The sequence below is a fragment of the Mesoflavibacter sp. SCSIO 43206 genome (assembly GCF_019904215.1).
GTDB classification, from domain to species: domain Bacteria; phylum Bacteroidota; class Bacteroidia; order Flavobacteriales; family Flavobacteriaceae; genus Mesoflavibacter; species Mesoflavibacter zeaxanthinifaciens.
On the sequence record NZ_CP063201.1, the window covers coordinates 2,140,281 to 2,155,269 of the forward strand.

The window sequence follows — 14,989 nt, forward strand, 5'->3', positions numbered from 1 at the left end:
AGCGTAATGGATTTAAATAAGATTTTAGATGCTTCAAATCAAGAAGAAATTTTTGTTGTTGATTATTCAATTTCAATTGATGATTATGTTGCAATAGATTTGTCAAAACAGAATGAAGATTTAAAGTTATTTGATGTGTCTTCTTCTAAAGCATGGGAGATTTATATTAATAATTATCTTAAAAAAGCTAATAAAAAAGTAGCATATGGTGGCTATTTAGAGCATAGAAATCTTTATGACCGTAGTGATTACTTTTCTTCTCAAACCGAAGAAGCGCAACGTAATATTCATTTGGGTTTAGATTTATGGTGTCCTGCTGGAACAAATATACTTGCTGCTTTTAATGGAGTAATCCATAGCTTTAATGATAATACTAATTTTGGAGACTACGGACCAACCATAATTTTAGAGCACAGCTTAGGAAATGATATGTTTTATACACTTTATGGTCATTTATCGCGTGCTTCAATTAAAAATATTAAAGTTGGTCAAAGTGTAAAACAAGGAGACATTATTGCGCAATTAGGAGATGCAAAGGTAAATGGAGATTATGCGCCGCATCTTCACTTTCAAATTATAAAAGATTTACAAGGTAAAGTAGGAGATTACCCAGGTGTTTGCAATGTTAAAGAATTAGAGTTTTATAAACAAAATACAATAGATCCAAAACCAATACTTGGATTGGTTTAATCAAATTGTTTTAAGTCTCTTTTTATTCTTGCTTCTGTAGGAATAAGTAGAGCTAAATAAATAATTAATAATATTCCAAAAAGAAGAAATTCTGGATAGATTAATAAAATTAAAAAAGCTGCGCCTTCCAAAATTGCCCATCTTATAATTGATGCAGTTTGATAACTAACCAATTTTTGTTGTACAGAAAGGTTGTTATCTATTTTAGAAACAAAATGTTTAAATAATAGATTGCTAACTATAAATGCAGCTATTGGGATAAATAAATAAATGTAATTTTTACTGTTAACTGTTGGGAAAGTTAGCTCTGTTAAATTCCCTAAATCACCTAAAAAGTAATACGCCAAAATTAATCCTGCAATTAAAGCTAGATGAATGATTTTAAAAACCTTTAATTGTTGCTCCATATTTTTATGATCTAATTGTTTCTATTTTTCCATAAATGTGACGTCTTGCTAAAGGTTTGCCAAATAAAAACCCAGCTATTACACTAATACCATCTGCAATATAAAACCAAGTTGGAGAAGGAATCATAAACCAATTAGCAATTGTAGCTACAACCATAAAGCCAGCGACAATATATGCAGGAATTATAGATGTTTTAGCAATAAGTCCTGCTATAAACATACCAACAGCTATCCCAACACCATGTGCAATGATAACAGCTATCATAGAGCCACGAGGAATAAGATCTATATTGTTTTTTATCCATTCCATATCCATAGGTTTAGCGCCTTCAGGATATGGGAACAAAGTATGACCTAAGGTTTCAATAAGATAAATAGATAGACTTGCAGCTATAATACCAGCAATTGTGGCTAATATTTTTCTTAGCATAATTAAAGATTTTAGTTAGTTAAATAAAAATACAAAAAAATCCCAAAGCATTACACTTTGGGATTTTTAATATAATTTAATATATATTATTTATTTATCTACCAAAACCCATTCGCCTTTAGCAATTAATGGTTCTGCTTGTTTGTATTTAAGAGTTTTGTTCTCGCCACTCATTACATTTTTTATAGTCACTCTGTCATTACGACCAATTTTTGGTTGCTCTCTAACAATAGTTTCTACAACTTGTGGTTGTTGTTGTGTGTTACCAGCAGCTCTATTTTGGGCAGCACGTTCGTCTAAATTAGGAATTTCTTCCTTTTCAGTTTTTAGATTGTCTTTTTGACGTACTTGTTTTGCTTCACTAATAGCATTAGTTGTTTCTGTTGGTAATTCACCTTTAAATAAGAATGAAATTACATCTTTATTAACTTGAGAGATCATGCTTTTAAACAATTCAAAAGCTTCAAACTTGTAAATTAATAATGGATCTTTTTGCTCATGAACAGCTAATTGTACCGATTGCTTTAACTCGTCCATTTTACGTAAATGAGTCTTCCATGCATCATCAATGATGGCTAATGTGATGTTCTTTTCAAAGTCAGTGATTAACTGTTTCCCTTTACTTTCGTAAGCTTTTTCTAAGTCAGTTACAACTTGTAACGTTTTAGTGCCATCAGTAAAAGGTACTACAATACGTTTGTAGCGATCACGTTGATTTTCGTATACGTTTTCTATAACTGGGAAAGCAATTTCGGCGTTGCGTTCCATTTTATTTTTATAGTGATCAAAAGCTGTTTTATAGATGTTTTGTGCAATCTCTAAAGCAGACATTTTGTTAAACTCAGCTTCACTAATTGGTGAAGACATAGAGAAGAAACGGATTAATTCAAACTCGAAGTTTTTAAAATCGTTAGCATCTTTATTGGTCTCTGCAATTAACTCAGAAGTATCATAAATCATGTTAGCTAAGTCTACACGTAAACGCTCTCCAAATAATGCGTGGTAACGACGTTTGTAAACTACTTCACGTTGCGAGTTCATTACATCATCATATTCAAGAAGACGTTTACGAACACCAAATTGGTTTTCTTCTACTTTTTTCTGTGCACGCTCAATAGATTTTGAAATCATAGAATGCTGAATTACTTCACCTTCTTGTAATCCCATTCTATCCATCATTTTGGCAATACGCTCACTACCAAATAAACGCATTAAATTATCTTCTAAAGACACATAGAATTGCGAGCTTCCTGGATCTCCTTGTCTACCTGCACGACCACGTAACTGTCGGTCTACACGACGCGAGTCATGACGTTCTGTACCAATAATAGCTAATCCACCTGCAGCTTTAACTTCGTCACTTAATTTAATATCTGTACCACGACCAGCCATGTTTGTTGCAATGGTTACTTGTCCTGGTTTACCAGCTTCGGCAACAATATCTGCCTCTTTTTTATGAAGTTTTGCGTTAAGTACGTTATGAGGTACTTTTCTTATCGATAACATTTTACCTAATAACTCAGAAATCTCTACACTGGTTGTACCGATAAGTACTGGTCGACCTGCTTGAGATAACTTGGTAACCTCATCAATAACAGCGTTATATTTTTCACGTTTTGTTTTATACACTAAATCTTCACGGTCATCTCTTGCAATAGGTCTGTTAGTTGGTATTTCAACAACATCTAATTCGTAGATTTCCCAGAATTCTCCAGCTTCTGTTACCGCAGTTCCTGTCATACCAGCTAGTTTGCGGTACATACGGAAGTAGTTTTGTAAAGTAATTGTTGCAAAGGTTTGTGTAGCATCTTCAATCTTTACATTTTCTTTAGCTTCGATAGCTTGATGTAAACCGTCTGAATAACGACGACCATCCATAATACGACCTGTTTGCTCGTCTACAATCATTACTTTGTTGTCCATGACTACGTATTGAATGTCTTTTTCAAACAATGCGTAAGCTTTTAACAACTGGTTTAAGGTGTGGATACGTTCTGATTTAACAGCAAAGTCACGGAATAAGTCTTCTTTTAGATTAGCTTCTTCTTCGCTAGATAGATTTTGATTTTCTATTTTGGCAATTTCTACACCAATTTCTGGCATGACAAAAAAGTCCGGATTGTCTTTACCTGAAAGATAATCTACACCTTTGTCTGTTAATTCTATCTGATTATTTTTTTCTTCAATAACATAGTATAATTCCGAGTCTACTCTTGGCATTTCACGGTTATTATCTTGCATGAAGTAGTTTTCTGTTTTTTGAAGTAATTGTTTTACACCTTCTTCACTTAAAAACTTAATTAACGCTTTATTTTTTGGCATACCACGGTACACACGTAATAATTGAAAACCACCTTCTTTAGTGTCTCCGTCAGCGATAAGTTTTTTAGCATTGGCTAAAACCGTAGTCAAATATTTACGTTGTACGCTAACAATATCTTCTACTTTTGGTTTTAATAAAGTAAACTCGTGTTCGTCACCTTTTGGTACTGGACCAGAAATGATTAATGGTGTACGTGCATCGTCAATTAAAACCGAATCTACCTCATCTACAATAGCGAAGTGGTGCGGACGTTGTACTAAATCGCCAGGTGCATGCGCCATATTATCACGTAGGTAATCAAAACCAAACTCGTTATTGGTACCATAAGTAATATCTGCGTTATAAGCTTTACGACGTGCGTCGCTATTTGGTTGGTGATAATCTATACAGTCTACACTTAATCCATGGAATTGGAAAATAGGAGCCATCCAAGCGCTATCACGTTTAGCTAAGTAGTCGTTTACTGTTACTAAGTGTACACCTTTACCAGCAATAGCGTTAAGGTATACAGGTAAGGTTGCTACAAGCGTTTTACCTTCACCAGTTTGCATTTCGGCAATTTTACCTTGGTGCATTGCAACACCACCAATTAACTGTACATCGTAATGTACCATATCCCATGTTACTTCTTTACCTGCAGCATCCCAAGAATTTGCCCAAGTTGCTTTATCTCCTTCTAGAGTAACGTAGTTATGTTCTCCAGAAATTAAACGGTCAAATTCGTTAGCTTCAACGGTAATTGAAGTATTATCTTTAAAACGTTTTGCTGTTTCTTTAACAACAGCAAAAGCTTCTGGAAGGATGTTGTTAAGGACATCTTCTGTAGCGGCGTAAGCATCGTCTTTAATTTTATCAATTTCTTGATAAATATCTTCTCTTCTGTCTATATCGTCAGATGCTTCTGCTTCTTGTTCTAATGCTTCGATTTGAGAATAGAATGGTTTGCGTGCTTCGGCAATTTTTGCTTTAAACTCTGCAGTTTTTGCTCTAAGTTGATCATGCGATAAGGCTTCTAAAGCACTTTCAAAAGATTTAATTTTTTCAACTATTGGCATGATGGCTTTTACGTCTTGTTTAGACTTATCACCAACAAATACTTTTAGTATTGAATTTAAAAAATTCATAATTTAATATGTGTTAATTTGAAATCAAAATGAAGCAGCAGTGTGCTGAGCCAAAGATTTCATTAGCTTTTGGTTTTTAGTATGTTAGTTCTGTGCTAATAAGGGCATACAGAACTATGCCTTTTTAAAAAAGGGCTTAAATATACGTTTTTAGCTGTGTAAAGCTAAATTTTAAGCACAAAAAAAGCCTCTATTTTGAGACTTTTTTATGCTTGATTTATTTTAGTATTCGTCCTCATTCCAGAGGTAATCTTCGTCAGTTGGATAATCTGGCCAAATTTCTTCGATAGAATCGTAAGAATCTCCTTCGTCTTCAATAGATTGTAAGTTTTCAACAACTTCTAAAGGCGCACCTGTACGGATTGCGTAATCGATAAGTTCGTCTTTGGTTGCTGGCCAAGGTGCATCACTTAAATAAGATGCTAATTCTAATGTCCAATACATTCTTTTATCGTTTTAATTTTTTGCAAAAATAAATTTTTAGTTCAAATAGTCAAGAAAAAAGTGAATTATTTTTTCAGTATAAATAGGAACGTTTGTTTTTATTTAAACTACTTGACTTTTAGGTCTTTTGCAGTATTAATAAATGCTTTAAAGGTTAATTTATTCTGTTTTTTTAGGAATCCACTTTACCTCATCTGCTTGTAAGTCTTGTGACAACTTTCGTGCCAATACAAAAAGGTAGTCAGATAGACGGTTTAAATAGGTTAGTGTTTCTGGTTGAAATGGTTCTAAATCGTTAAGTGCTGATGCTAAACGTTCTGCACGTCTGCAAACTGTACGTGCAATGTGACAGAATGACACGGTTTGGTGTCCGCCAGGTAATACAAAATGCGTCATTTGTGGTAATTGCGCATCCATGCTATCCATCTCTTGTTCTAAAAAATTGATGTCAGCTTCATTTATTTTAGGGATGTTTAAGCGTTCTTTACCATTTTTTAAAGTGGCTTTTTCTGGATCTGTTGCTAATATAGCACCAACGGTAAACAGTTTGTCTTGTATGTTTATCAAGGTGTCTTTGTATTTTTGGTCTATGTCTTGGTCTCTTATTAAACCAATATAGCTGTTTAATTCGTCGACAGTTCCGTAGCTATCAATACGTATATGATGTTTAGGTACGCGTGTACCACCAAATAAAGCGGTTGTACCTTTGTCTCCTGTTTTTGTGTATATTTTCATAGTATCAAATTTAGGAGTTTAAAGTTTAAAGTGAAAGTTTTTTAGAAGATTAGATGTTTTGATAGTTAGATTGCTCGATTACTCGATTTTTAGAAGATTAGATTTTTCGAGTATTAGATTATATGAGATTTTTACTAACTACTAACTACTAACTACTAATTACTAATTACTCTTGTGTGATTTCTCGCTGTGCTCGAAATGACTAAGGGATACTTCTCGATGCAAAGCCTCATGCTTCGGCATCACTCAAACTGACGGTTTTTCGATTGTTGGATTGCTTGATGTTTCGATTTATAGATTTTTGGATTGTTAGATTATATAAGATTTATGAGATTCCTCAATCGTACCTCATTTCGGAATGACAAGGAAATTGCTTTTGGTATATAATTATCAAGTTATTAATCTTCTAACTTCGAATCTTTTCTGTTTGTCTTGTTGAAGGAGCTCTTTTAAAATCTCTTTTTTTCTTGTAGTGTTTCCTTTATATAGAGAGATTTAAATAAAACCTAATAATTAAAATTAAAAGCATAGGACTTAAATTCTAATAGTGAAGTGTTCTTTGGCTTGTTCTTTTCTAAAGCTTACAAATCCCCAAAAAAATGTGTCTATAGTAACTGTAACTTGCGGATGTTTTTTTATGGTTTCCCAAGCTTCTGTCATTCCTTTTGACCAATAAATGTCATCAAAAATAAAAATGGTATTGTTATTAATTGTAGGTAATAACATATTGAAATACTCTATAGTTGCTTCTTTTTGATGGTTGCCGTCAAAATAGATTAAATCATATGTGTTTGATGTCAATGTTGGAATAACTTCTTTAAAATCTCCTGTTAATGAAGTAATGTTATTTAAGCCTAATTTATTAAAATTGTCTTTAGTAAATTTTGAAATATTTGGACAACCTTCGATAGTAGTAATTTGTGTTTTTGGGTTACCTAAACTTATGGCATGTGTAGCAATACCCATAGATGTACCTAATTCTAAAACTTGGTTGAATTTAAAATAACGAGATAATCTGAAAAATAGTTTTGCTCTTTTAACTGTTGTGCCGGCATTTTTAGTAATATCTGATACTTTTCTTGTGTTAGATTTATCTACTTGAGAGCCTGCTCCTAAATCGGTAACCTCAATAGTTTTATTGCTTTTAAGTAAGGCTTTCCGGTAGTCTTTTAATTGTTTATAGGCAGGGTATTTGGTGCTATCATAAAAACATTTGGTCACTAAGTCATAGACAAAAGGAGAGTGGACACCATGTTGATTTTTAGAGCGTAATAAGAATTTTATATAGGCTATGATTAGTTTTTTCATTAGGAGTAATTTGGACGTGATAAATATAGTAGTTTATTCTTTAGCTTCTCGATACAATGCCTCATGCTTCGGCATCACTCGAAGTGACGATTTTTTAGATTACTGGACTATTAGATTTTTGGATTATAAGATGTTTACTAACTGCTAACTCTTCCTTGGTCTGAGTACATCTAGTTTTATGCTTTTTATGTGATTTCTCGCGGTGCTCGAAATGACTAAAGGATTTTTTTATAGTCATCAGTTATCAATCACCAGTGATCAGTTATTAATAACTAGTTTTACTGGTTTTCCATTTTTTCTGCAAGTTCTAGCCAACGTAATTCTTTTTCTTCTATACTATCTATAATCGTTTGCATTTTGTTAGAGAGTTCTGTGATTTGGTCTTGTGTTAAGTCAGGATTTAAGAATTGTTGTTCTAATTCTTTTTTATCAAACTCTAAAGATTTAATCTTGCTTTCTAAGTTTTTATATTCTTTTTGTTCATTATAAGACAGATTACTATTGCTGTCTTTTTTCCAAGTTTTCTTTTCCTTTTTGTCTTCAGAAGCTATTTCTGGTGGTTTACTGTCTTCATAAATGCGGTAATCTGTATAATTACCAGGGAAATCTTCAATTTCACCTTTACCTTTAAAGACTAACAGATGGTCTACAATTTTATCCATAAAATAGCGGTCGTGAGAGACTACAATTAAACAACCAGGAAAATCTAATAGAAAGTCTTCTAAGACATTAAGTGTGACTATATCTAAATCGTTAGTCGGCTCGTCTAAGATTAAAAAGTTAGGGTTTTGAATTAAAACGGTACATAAGTATAGGCGTTTACGCTCGCCACCACTAAGTTTTTCGACAAAATCATATTGTTTTTTACGGTCAAACAAGAAACGTTCTAATAATTGTTGCGCACTAATTTGACGTCCTTTTTTTAGTGGAATATAATCACCAAATTCTCTAACAACATCAATTACTTTTTGTCCTTCTTTTGGATCAATTCCTGCTTGAGTGTAGTATCCAAATTTAACTGTTTCTCCAATAATAATCTTACCGCTATCGGGTTGTGCGGTTTGCGTAAGGATGTTTAAAAATGTGGATTTACCTGTTCCGTTTTTACCAATAATTCCAACACGCTCACCTTTTTGAAAGTTGTAGCTAAATTGGTCTAAAATGATCTTGTCTTTAAAAGATTTTGAAAGTTTTACTAACTCTACAATCTTACTACCTAAGCGCTCCATGTTTATCTCTAACTCTACAACATGATCTTTACGGCGTTGGTGTGCTTTGTGTTTTATTTCGGCAAAGTCGTCTATTCTAGATTTAGATTTGGTGGTACGTGCTTTGGGTTGTCTACGCATCCAACCTAGCTCTTTTTTATAGAGTTGTTTTGCTTTATTAACTTCGGTTTGTTCTCTTAAAATACGTTCTTCTTTTTTCTCTAAGTAATAAGAATAGTTGCCTTTATAGGTGTAAAGCTCTCCGTGATCTAATTCTATTATTTCGTTGCAGACACGTTCTAAAAAATAACGGTCGTGCGTTACCATAAACAAGGTGATGTTTTCTTTAGCAAAGAAGCCTTCTAGCCACTCAATCATTTCTAAATCAAGATGGTTGGTAGGCTCGTCTAGGATTAATAAATCCGGTTTATTAATTAATGCGTTTGCTAAGCTTAGACGTTTTTTTTGTCCACCAGATAAGTTATTTACTTTTTGGTCTAAGTTGTCTAGTTTTAACAAGAAAAGAATTTGCTTGTATTGAGTTTCAAAATCCCAAGCTTGATGCCTTTCCATTTGCTCAAACGCTGTTTGGTAAGCTTCTGTGTCTTCTGGATTTTGTAAAGCTTTTTCGTAATTAGCAATAATGTCTAATATAGGGTTATCTGCATTAAATATAGTTTGCTCTATAGTTAAATTAGGATCTAGATTAGGTTCTTGGGGTAAAAATGCTACTTTAATGTCTTTACGGTAGATAATTTGACCAGTATCTGGAGCATCAAAACCAGCTAGGATGTTAAGAATGGAGGTTTTTCCGGTACCATTTTTTGCTACAAATGCAATTTTTTGATCCTTATGTACACTAAAAGAGAGGTCTTTAAACAATGTACGCTCTCCATAGGATTTAGAAATATTTTCTACAGTTAAGTAATTCAAAGTGTTCTTTTTTGCAAAGATGGGAATATTAGTTTTAAGTTGAAAGGCGAAAGTTTGTGGATTTGGTTTTTTGTTGCTTCTCGATACAATGCCTTATGCTTCGGCCTCACTCGAAGTGACGATAGCTCGATTATTGGATTGTTAGATTATTTGAGAATTTTTACTCATTACTCATATGAGATTTCTCAGTCGTGCCTCCATCGAAATGACTTGGAGTTACTTCTTGATATGGTTTACTTATGTTTCGTTATGACTTGAAGTGACAATAGTTTGATTATTGGATTGTTTGAGATGTTTATCAATAATTAATTTACAATTGTTAATTTGTAATTTTAGTAAAACAGTTAAGCGGTTGAAATCTTCGGTAAAAGTTTTATTTTTCAGGTTGAAAAACTATATTTGTCACTTATCAAATGCCTCTATATGAAGCCACTTATTGCTTGTTTACTGCTTGTTTTAGTTCTTTTTAGTTCTTCTTGTATCACAAATAAAGACGTTGTTTACTTACAAAACAAAGGGACAATAGCTAATGATTCTTTGCAGATTAAAGCGTTAGCACAACCTTACCGCGTGCAGATAGATGATATTTTAAGTATTAACGTAAAAGCTTTAGATGAAGAATTGGTAAAGATTTTTAATCCAACTAATACTAATGCTGGAGGTAATATTGGGCAGTCTGAACAAGGTCTTTACTTTAATGGTTTTACTGTGGATTTACATGGTAATATCGAATTTCCAATATTAGGAGAGATTAACGTGTTAGGATACACTGTAGAAGAAATTGAAGATAAGGTGAAGGATTTGTTGCTAGAGAAGTATTTTAAAGAAACAGCGCAAATCTTTGTGACCGTAAAACTAGCAGGTTTAAGATATACCACGCTTGGTGAAATTGGTAATAAAGGGACACAAGTATTATATAGAGAACGCGTTAATATACTTGAGGCGGTTGCTAATGCAGGTGATATTGCACAAACAGGAGATCGTAAAGATGTACTAATTGTTAGGCAGTATCCTGATGGACAAAAAATACATCATATAGATTTGACCGATATAGCTGCAATGGAATCTGAGTTTTATTATATACAGCCTAATGATATTATTATGGTTAAACCTTTAAAACGAAAGGCTTTAGGAGCAGGTCAAACCGCAACACAAACCATAACTACGGTAGCAAGTATCTTTTCGGTATTAGTTAGTACTTACTTTTTAGCAAGAAATTTATAATATGGAAAATCAAGTCCAAGAGCAAGATGTGCAAATGTTTGATTTTAAAGCTTTTGTTTTTAGAGCTTTAAGTTATTGGAAGTGGTTTTTGTTGGCTTTAATTGTTGGAGTCTATATTGTATATCAACAAAATATAAGAGAAGAATTTCCTTATACATTAGACGCTAAAATTACGGTGCAAGATGATAAAAATCCGTTATTTACTTCTAATACAAGTTTAATTTTTAATTATGGTGGTATTTCTGGTAAAGTACAAGAAGTACTTCTTAACTTAAAATCTAGAGAACATCATGAAAAGGTCGTAGATAGTTTAGATTTATATTTAAGTTATTTGACTCAGGGTCGTTTTTATAAAACGGATATGTACGGCAGTGTTCCTTTTAAATTTGTTGGATTAGATAGCGCATATCAGGTTTTAGGACATTCTATTAAGGTAGAGTTTGTTGATGCTACTTCTTTTGATTTATCTTACGATTTTGGTGAAGTAGAAACTATTGCAACTCAGAATTTTGTGAGTAAAGAAGTGAAACGTTTGCCAGTAACTCAACCAACATTAAAAAAACGCTATCAAATAGGCGAGTATATTAATTTACCTTTTTTAAAGGGAAGTATTGAATTACGTGAAGATTTTAGTGTACCTGCAGGTAAAACCTATTTTATTAAATATACTAATTTTAATAGTACAGTCTCAGGCTTTTTAAGATCTTATGTTGTCGTTAATGAAGAGCGTTCACCTTTGCTTAGTATTAGGTTAACCAATAAAAATAAGGCTAAAATAGTTGACTATTTAAACACCTCTATATACATATTAGATCGTGATCAGCTAGAAAAGAAAAATCAGTATGCGGTTAATACTATTAATTTTATTGATAAACAGTTGGCTAGGGTTAAAGGTGATTTAACAAAAAAGGCAGACTCTTTAAATGAGTTTAAACGTGATAATAAGCTATATAATCTAGAAAACGAAACGGGTGAACTATCTAGTAAAATTACTAATTATGAGACGCAAAAGGAAAGTTACGAAAAGCAGCTAATGTCTTACGACTTGCTGAAAAACTATTTAGAAACTAGTGATGATTTTACTAGTTTTCCTGCGCCAGTTATTGAAGGTATTAGTGATGGGAATATACAAGGGTTAATTTCTCAAATGATACAAATTTCATCAGAAAAATCTAAATTAGAATATTCTGTACGAGATAATGTGTCCATTTTTGATGATTTGAACCGTCAAATTGATGGCTTAAAAAAGGTGATGTTTGAAAGTATTTCTTCAGCAAAAACTAATATCAGGTATCAAATTCAATCAATAAATAACAAGATTTATAATGTAGAGCGCGAGTTTTCTACTTTACCAAAAAGTCAGCAGCAACTACAAGCCATAGAGCGCGAGTATTTGTTAAGTCAAAATACTTATAATTTGTACTTAGCAAAACGTGGTGAAGCCGAATTGGTTAAAGCTTCTAATGTATCTGATATTAACTTGCTAGAACCAGCTAAAGATACGGGTCAGGGTAGAGTGACTAGAAACTTAAACATACGATATGTTTTTGCTGTTTTAGGTGCTTTAATCCCTATACTAATCATTGCTTTTTTAGTGACGTTTTTTGATCATAAGTTACATAGTCCAAACGATTTAAAAGACTTAACTAAAATCCCTTTACTAGGTGTAGTTGGTAAAAATGAAAGTGAAAATAACTTAGCTGTACTTAATAAACCAAAATCTGCTATAGCTGAAGCGTTTAGAGCTGTACGTTCTAGCTTACAGTTTATGTACAAAAAACACGATGTAGAAGGTACAAAAACAGTGATGCTTACTTCTTCTATTAGCGGAGAAGGTAAAACTTTTTGTTCTATTAATATTGCTTCTGTATTTGCTCTTAGTGGTAAGAAAACTGTGTTGGTAGGTTTAGATTTGCGTAAGCCTAAAATATTTGGAGATTTTGACATTGATAATAACATTGGTGCGGTTAATTACTTGATTGGTCAGATGTCTTTAGAGGAAGTTACCCAAAAGACTATGATGGAAGATTTGGATGTTATTACCTCTGGACCGATACCACCTAATCCTTCGGAGTTATTGATTGGTGAAAAAATGGATGCGCTTATCGAAGAACTTAAATCTAAGTATGATTATATTATACTAGACACGCCTCCTGTTGGTCTAGTTGCAGATGCGCTAGAACTTATAGAATATGCAGATGCTACCTTATATGTTGTGCGTCAGGATTACACTAAAAAAGATATGTTACAACTGATTAAAGATAAACACCAAAAAGGAGAGGTGAAGAATATTAGTTTCTTATACAATTACTTTAATCAAAAAGGGACATACGGTTATGGTTATGGATACGGATATGGCTATGGTTACGGTTATGGTGCTTATGGTAATGGGTATCATGATAATGGACCTAAGAAAGCATCTTTGCTGGATAGAATGAAAAGGATTTTTAGAAAGTAGATTTTTAGATTATTCGATTGTTAGATTGCTCGATTACTCGATGCTTCGAATTTTAGATTGTTTGCTTTGTTTTGAATGATGTTTTGTGTTGATTTGTTGGTTAGTTGATGAGTTGCTTGTTTGGTTTCTCAGTCGTGCCTTCTTCGAAATGACTTGGAGATGCTTCTCGATACAATTTACTTTTGCTTCGTAAATCACTCGAAGTGACGGTTTGTAGATTGTTGGATTGCTTCGTCCTGCGTCCTCGCAATGACATGTTGTGTTTATTGGTGGATTTGTTGATGAGTTGCTTGTTTGGTTTCTCAGTCGTGCCTTCTTCGAAATGACTTGGAGATGCTTCTCGATACGATTTACTCATGCTTCGTAAATCACTCGAAGTGATGGTCTGTAGATTGTTAGATTGTTAGATTGCTCGATTGTTAGATTGTTGGATTATTTGATATTTTTTACTCATTACTCATTACTCATTACTCATTACTCATTACTCGTATGAGATTTCTCAGTCGTGCCTTCTTCGAAATGACAAAGGGATTGTTGGATTGTTGGATTATGAGATTGCTTCGTTCTGCGTCCTCGCAATGACAAGTGGTTTAAAATGTTGAAATAAAAAAAAGAGGAAGTATTGCTTCCTCTTTTTTGTCTGTGTAGTTGTTGTACTACTGAATCTCTAAGATTTGCATGACGTTGTAAGCTCCATTGTTTAAGGCATATTGCATACTATTGATTTCTTGATAAAAGGCTAGTTTTAATAAGAAATAGGTTTGTCCTGTGCCTGTTGGTACACTTGCAGGTATTGGATTAATATCTACTATTGTGCTATTTAATGGATTGTTAATCTCGGTACTCATAACTAATTCTTTTTCTCCTGTTTGGAAATCAAGGTTTAGTACTGCAGCAGTAAAACTTACATGTGTGGCTCCAGACGGTGCATTGATTTGTTGTAACGGGTTTAGGTTACTAATTAAAACGCCACCTGTAGCAGTGTCAAGTGTTAAGTCGGTTAACAGAATGCTATCTAGTTGTGCATTTTGATTGAAGTCGAATGCTTTTATTGCATTTTGCCCTTCAGGAGTTGCTATGCCTATACCAACATTTCTGTTTCCTCTGGTGGATGTTGTATCTGCATTTTTAACTAAAGATAGTGTTTTTGTTAATCGACTGACTAATCTACCGTCTTTGACATCTGCTAATAGAGGTGTTAAAGCTTGTCTTAATACCTTACCGCTTTTAGCTACGTGACCAAATTCGGTTCCGTTTTCTCGGGTTCTAATAAACGCGGGATCGTTTTGGATTCTGCTTTTAGAGATTCCTCCTTTTGTGCGGACTAAATATCCGTCTTTTCCTTTGTAGAAGGTCATCCCATCTAGGGTTCCTTCAATTTTTAATAGGCTTGATAATTTTGCCATCTGCTAATTGTTTTTATGTGCTTATTTTCATTTAGCACGTTATTAAAATTATACATATTAAATATGTTATGTACCTTTTTACATTGGGTACGTTATAATTATTAAGCTTTGATAGTAAAATGTATGAGCTCCTACATCGTTCTATTTTGGCTTTGAGATGGCAATGTACTATGGGATTGGAACTTGTATTTTGTTTTTTATTGTTATGGTTGTTTTTTGTTGAACGTTGTTAAAAATGCTGTTTTTGTCCGTTTTTTACGTTTTTTGCTGTTTTTTGTGTCGTTTTAGGGTTTCTGTTT

Annotated in this window: 11 protein-coding genes; 3 read left to right on the forward strand and 8 right to left on the reverse strand. The window is 33.1% G+C overall.

Annotation, left to right across the window (positions count from 1 at the left end; genetic code table 11):
* Positions 1-6 precede the first annotated feature (6 nt).
* Entirely contained in the window at positions 7-690 is a 684-nt protein-coding gene (locus tag INR78_RS09820; protein WP_106679458.1) for a peptidoglycan DD-metalloendopeptidase family protein, read from the forward strand.
* Here the strand turns inward: INR78_RS09820 and INR78_RS09825 are convergent.
* From INR78_RS09825 to INR78_RS09855, 7 genes are all read right to left on the reverse strand, one after another.
* Positions 687-1,097, reverse strand: a complete 411-nt coding sequence (locus INR78_RS09825) for an MFS transporter (RefSeq protein WP_106679460.1) — start codon at positions 1,095-1,097, stop codon at positions 687-689. The genes INR78_RS09820 and INR78_RS09825 overlap by 4 nt on opposite strands.
* Positions 1,098-1,101: 4 nt before the next feature.
* Entirely contained in the window at positions 1,102-1,527 is a 426-nt protein-coding gene (locus tag INR78_RS09830) for a hypothetical protein (protein ID WP_106679462.1), read from the reverse strand.
* A gap of 90 nt (positions 1,528-1,617) precedes the next feature.
* Positions 1,618-4,974, reverse strand: coding sequence for a preprotein translocase subunit SecA (gene secA, locus INR78_RS09835; RefSeq protein ID WP_223076376.1), 3,357 nt, complete (start codon positions 4,972-4,974; stop codon positions 1,618-1,620).
* A 222-nt stretch (positions 4,975-5,196) separates the two neighbouring features.
* A complete protein-coding gene (locus INR78_RS09840) occupies positions 5,197-5,418 on the reverse strand; it encodes a DUF2795 domain-containing protein (RefSeq protein WP_006989959.1) in 222 nt (73 codons plus the stop codon).
* Positions 5,419-5,577: 159 nt separating this feature from the next.
* Positions 5,578-6,153 carry a cob(I)yrinic acid a,c-diamide adenosyltransferase gene (locus tag INR78_RS09845; protein WP_223076377.1) on the reverse strand — a complete coding sequence of 192 codons (576 nt, stop codon included), beginning with the start codon at positions 6,151-6,153 and terminating at the stop codon, positions 5,578-5,580.
* 534 nt (positions 6,154-6,687) lie between these two features.
* Entirely contained in the window at positions 6,688-7,461 is a 774-nt protein-coding gene (locus tag INR78_RS09850) for an O-methyltransferase (protein WP_223076378.1), read from the reverse strand.
* A gap of 278 nt (positions 7,462-7,739) precedes the next feature.
* Positions 7,740-9,602 (reverse strand): ABC-F family ATP-binding cassette domain-containing protein, encoded by a 1,863-nt coding sequence (locus INR78_RS09855; protein ID WP_223076379.1) that lies wholly within the window; start codon positions 9,600-9,602, stop codon positions 7,740-7,742.
* 423 nt (positions 9,603-10,025) lie between these two features.
* Here INR78_RS09855 and INR78_RS09860 point away from each other — a divergent pair, with 423 nt between their 5' ends.
* Both INR78_RS09860 and INR78_RS09865 read left to right on the forward strand, forming a co-directional pair.
* Positions 10,026-10,826 (forward strand): polysaccharide biosynthesis/export family protein, encoded by an 801-nt coding sequence (locus INR78_RS09860; RefSeq protein ID WP_106679473.1) that lies wholly within the window; start codon positions 10,026-10,028, stop codon positions 10,824-10,826.
* Position 10,827: 1 nt separating this feature from the next.
* Positions 10,828-13,284, forward strand: coding sequence for an exopolysaccharide transport family protein (locus INR78_RS09865; protein ID WP_223076380.1), 2,457 nt, complete (start codon positions 10,828-10,830; stop codon positions 13,282-13,284).
* A 656-nt stretch (positions 13,285-13,940) separates the two neighbouring features.
* Here INR78_RS09865 and INR78_RS09870 read toward each other — a convergent pair.
* Positions 13,941-14,690, reverse strand: a complete 750-nt coding sequence (locus INR78_RS09870) for a hypothetical protein (protein WP_223076381.1) — start codon at positions 14,688-14,690, stop codon at positions 13,941-13,943.
* Positions 14,691-14,989 lie beyond the last annotated feature (299 nt).

What these genes read in the sequence shown, in the direction of transcription:
- INR78_RS09850 (WP_223076378.1), bottom strand. Translation starts at nt 7,461, where the DNA reads ATGAAAAAACTAATCATAGCCTATATAAAATTCTTATTACGCTCTAAA.
- INR78_RS09865 (WP_223076380.1), top strand. Translation starts at nt 10,828, where the DNA reads ATGGAAAATCAAGTCCAAGAGCAAGATGTGCAAATGTTTGATTTTAAA.
- INR78_RS09830 (WP_106679462.1), bottom strand. Translation starts at nt 1,527, where the DNA reads ATGCTAAGAAAAATATTAGCCACAATTGCTGGTATTATAGCTGCAAGT.
- INR78_RS09825 (WP_106679460.1), bottom strand. Translation starts at nt 1,097, where the DNA reads ATGGAGCAACAATTAAAGGTTTTTAAAATCATTCATCTAGCTTTAATT.
- INR78_RS09860 (WP_106679473.1), top strand. Translation starts at nt 10,026, where the DNA reads ATGAAGCCACTTATTGCTTGTTTACTGCTTGTTTTAGTTCTTTTTAGT.
- secA (WP_223076376.1), bottom strand. Translation starts at nt 4,974, where the DNA reads ATGAATTTTTTAAATTCAATACTAAAAGTATTTGTTGGTGATAAGTCT.
- INR78_RS09870 (WP_223076381.1), bottom strand. Translation starts at nt 14,690, where the DNA reads ATGGCAAAATTATCAAGCCTATTAAAAATTGAAGGAACCCTAGATGGG.
- INR78_RS09840 (WP_006989959.1), bottom strand. Translation starts at nt 5,418, where the DNA reads ATGTATTGGACATTAGAATTAGCATCTTATTTAAGTGATGCACCTTGG.
- INR78_RS09845 (WP_223076377.1), bottom strand. Translation starts at nt 6,153, where the DNA reads ATGAAAATATACACAAAAACAGGAGACAAAGGTACAACCGCTTTATTT.
- INR78_RS09820 (WP_106679458.1), top strand. Translation starts at nt 7, where the DNA reads ATGGATTTAAATAAGATTTTAGATGCTTCAAATCAAGAAGAAATTTTT.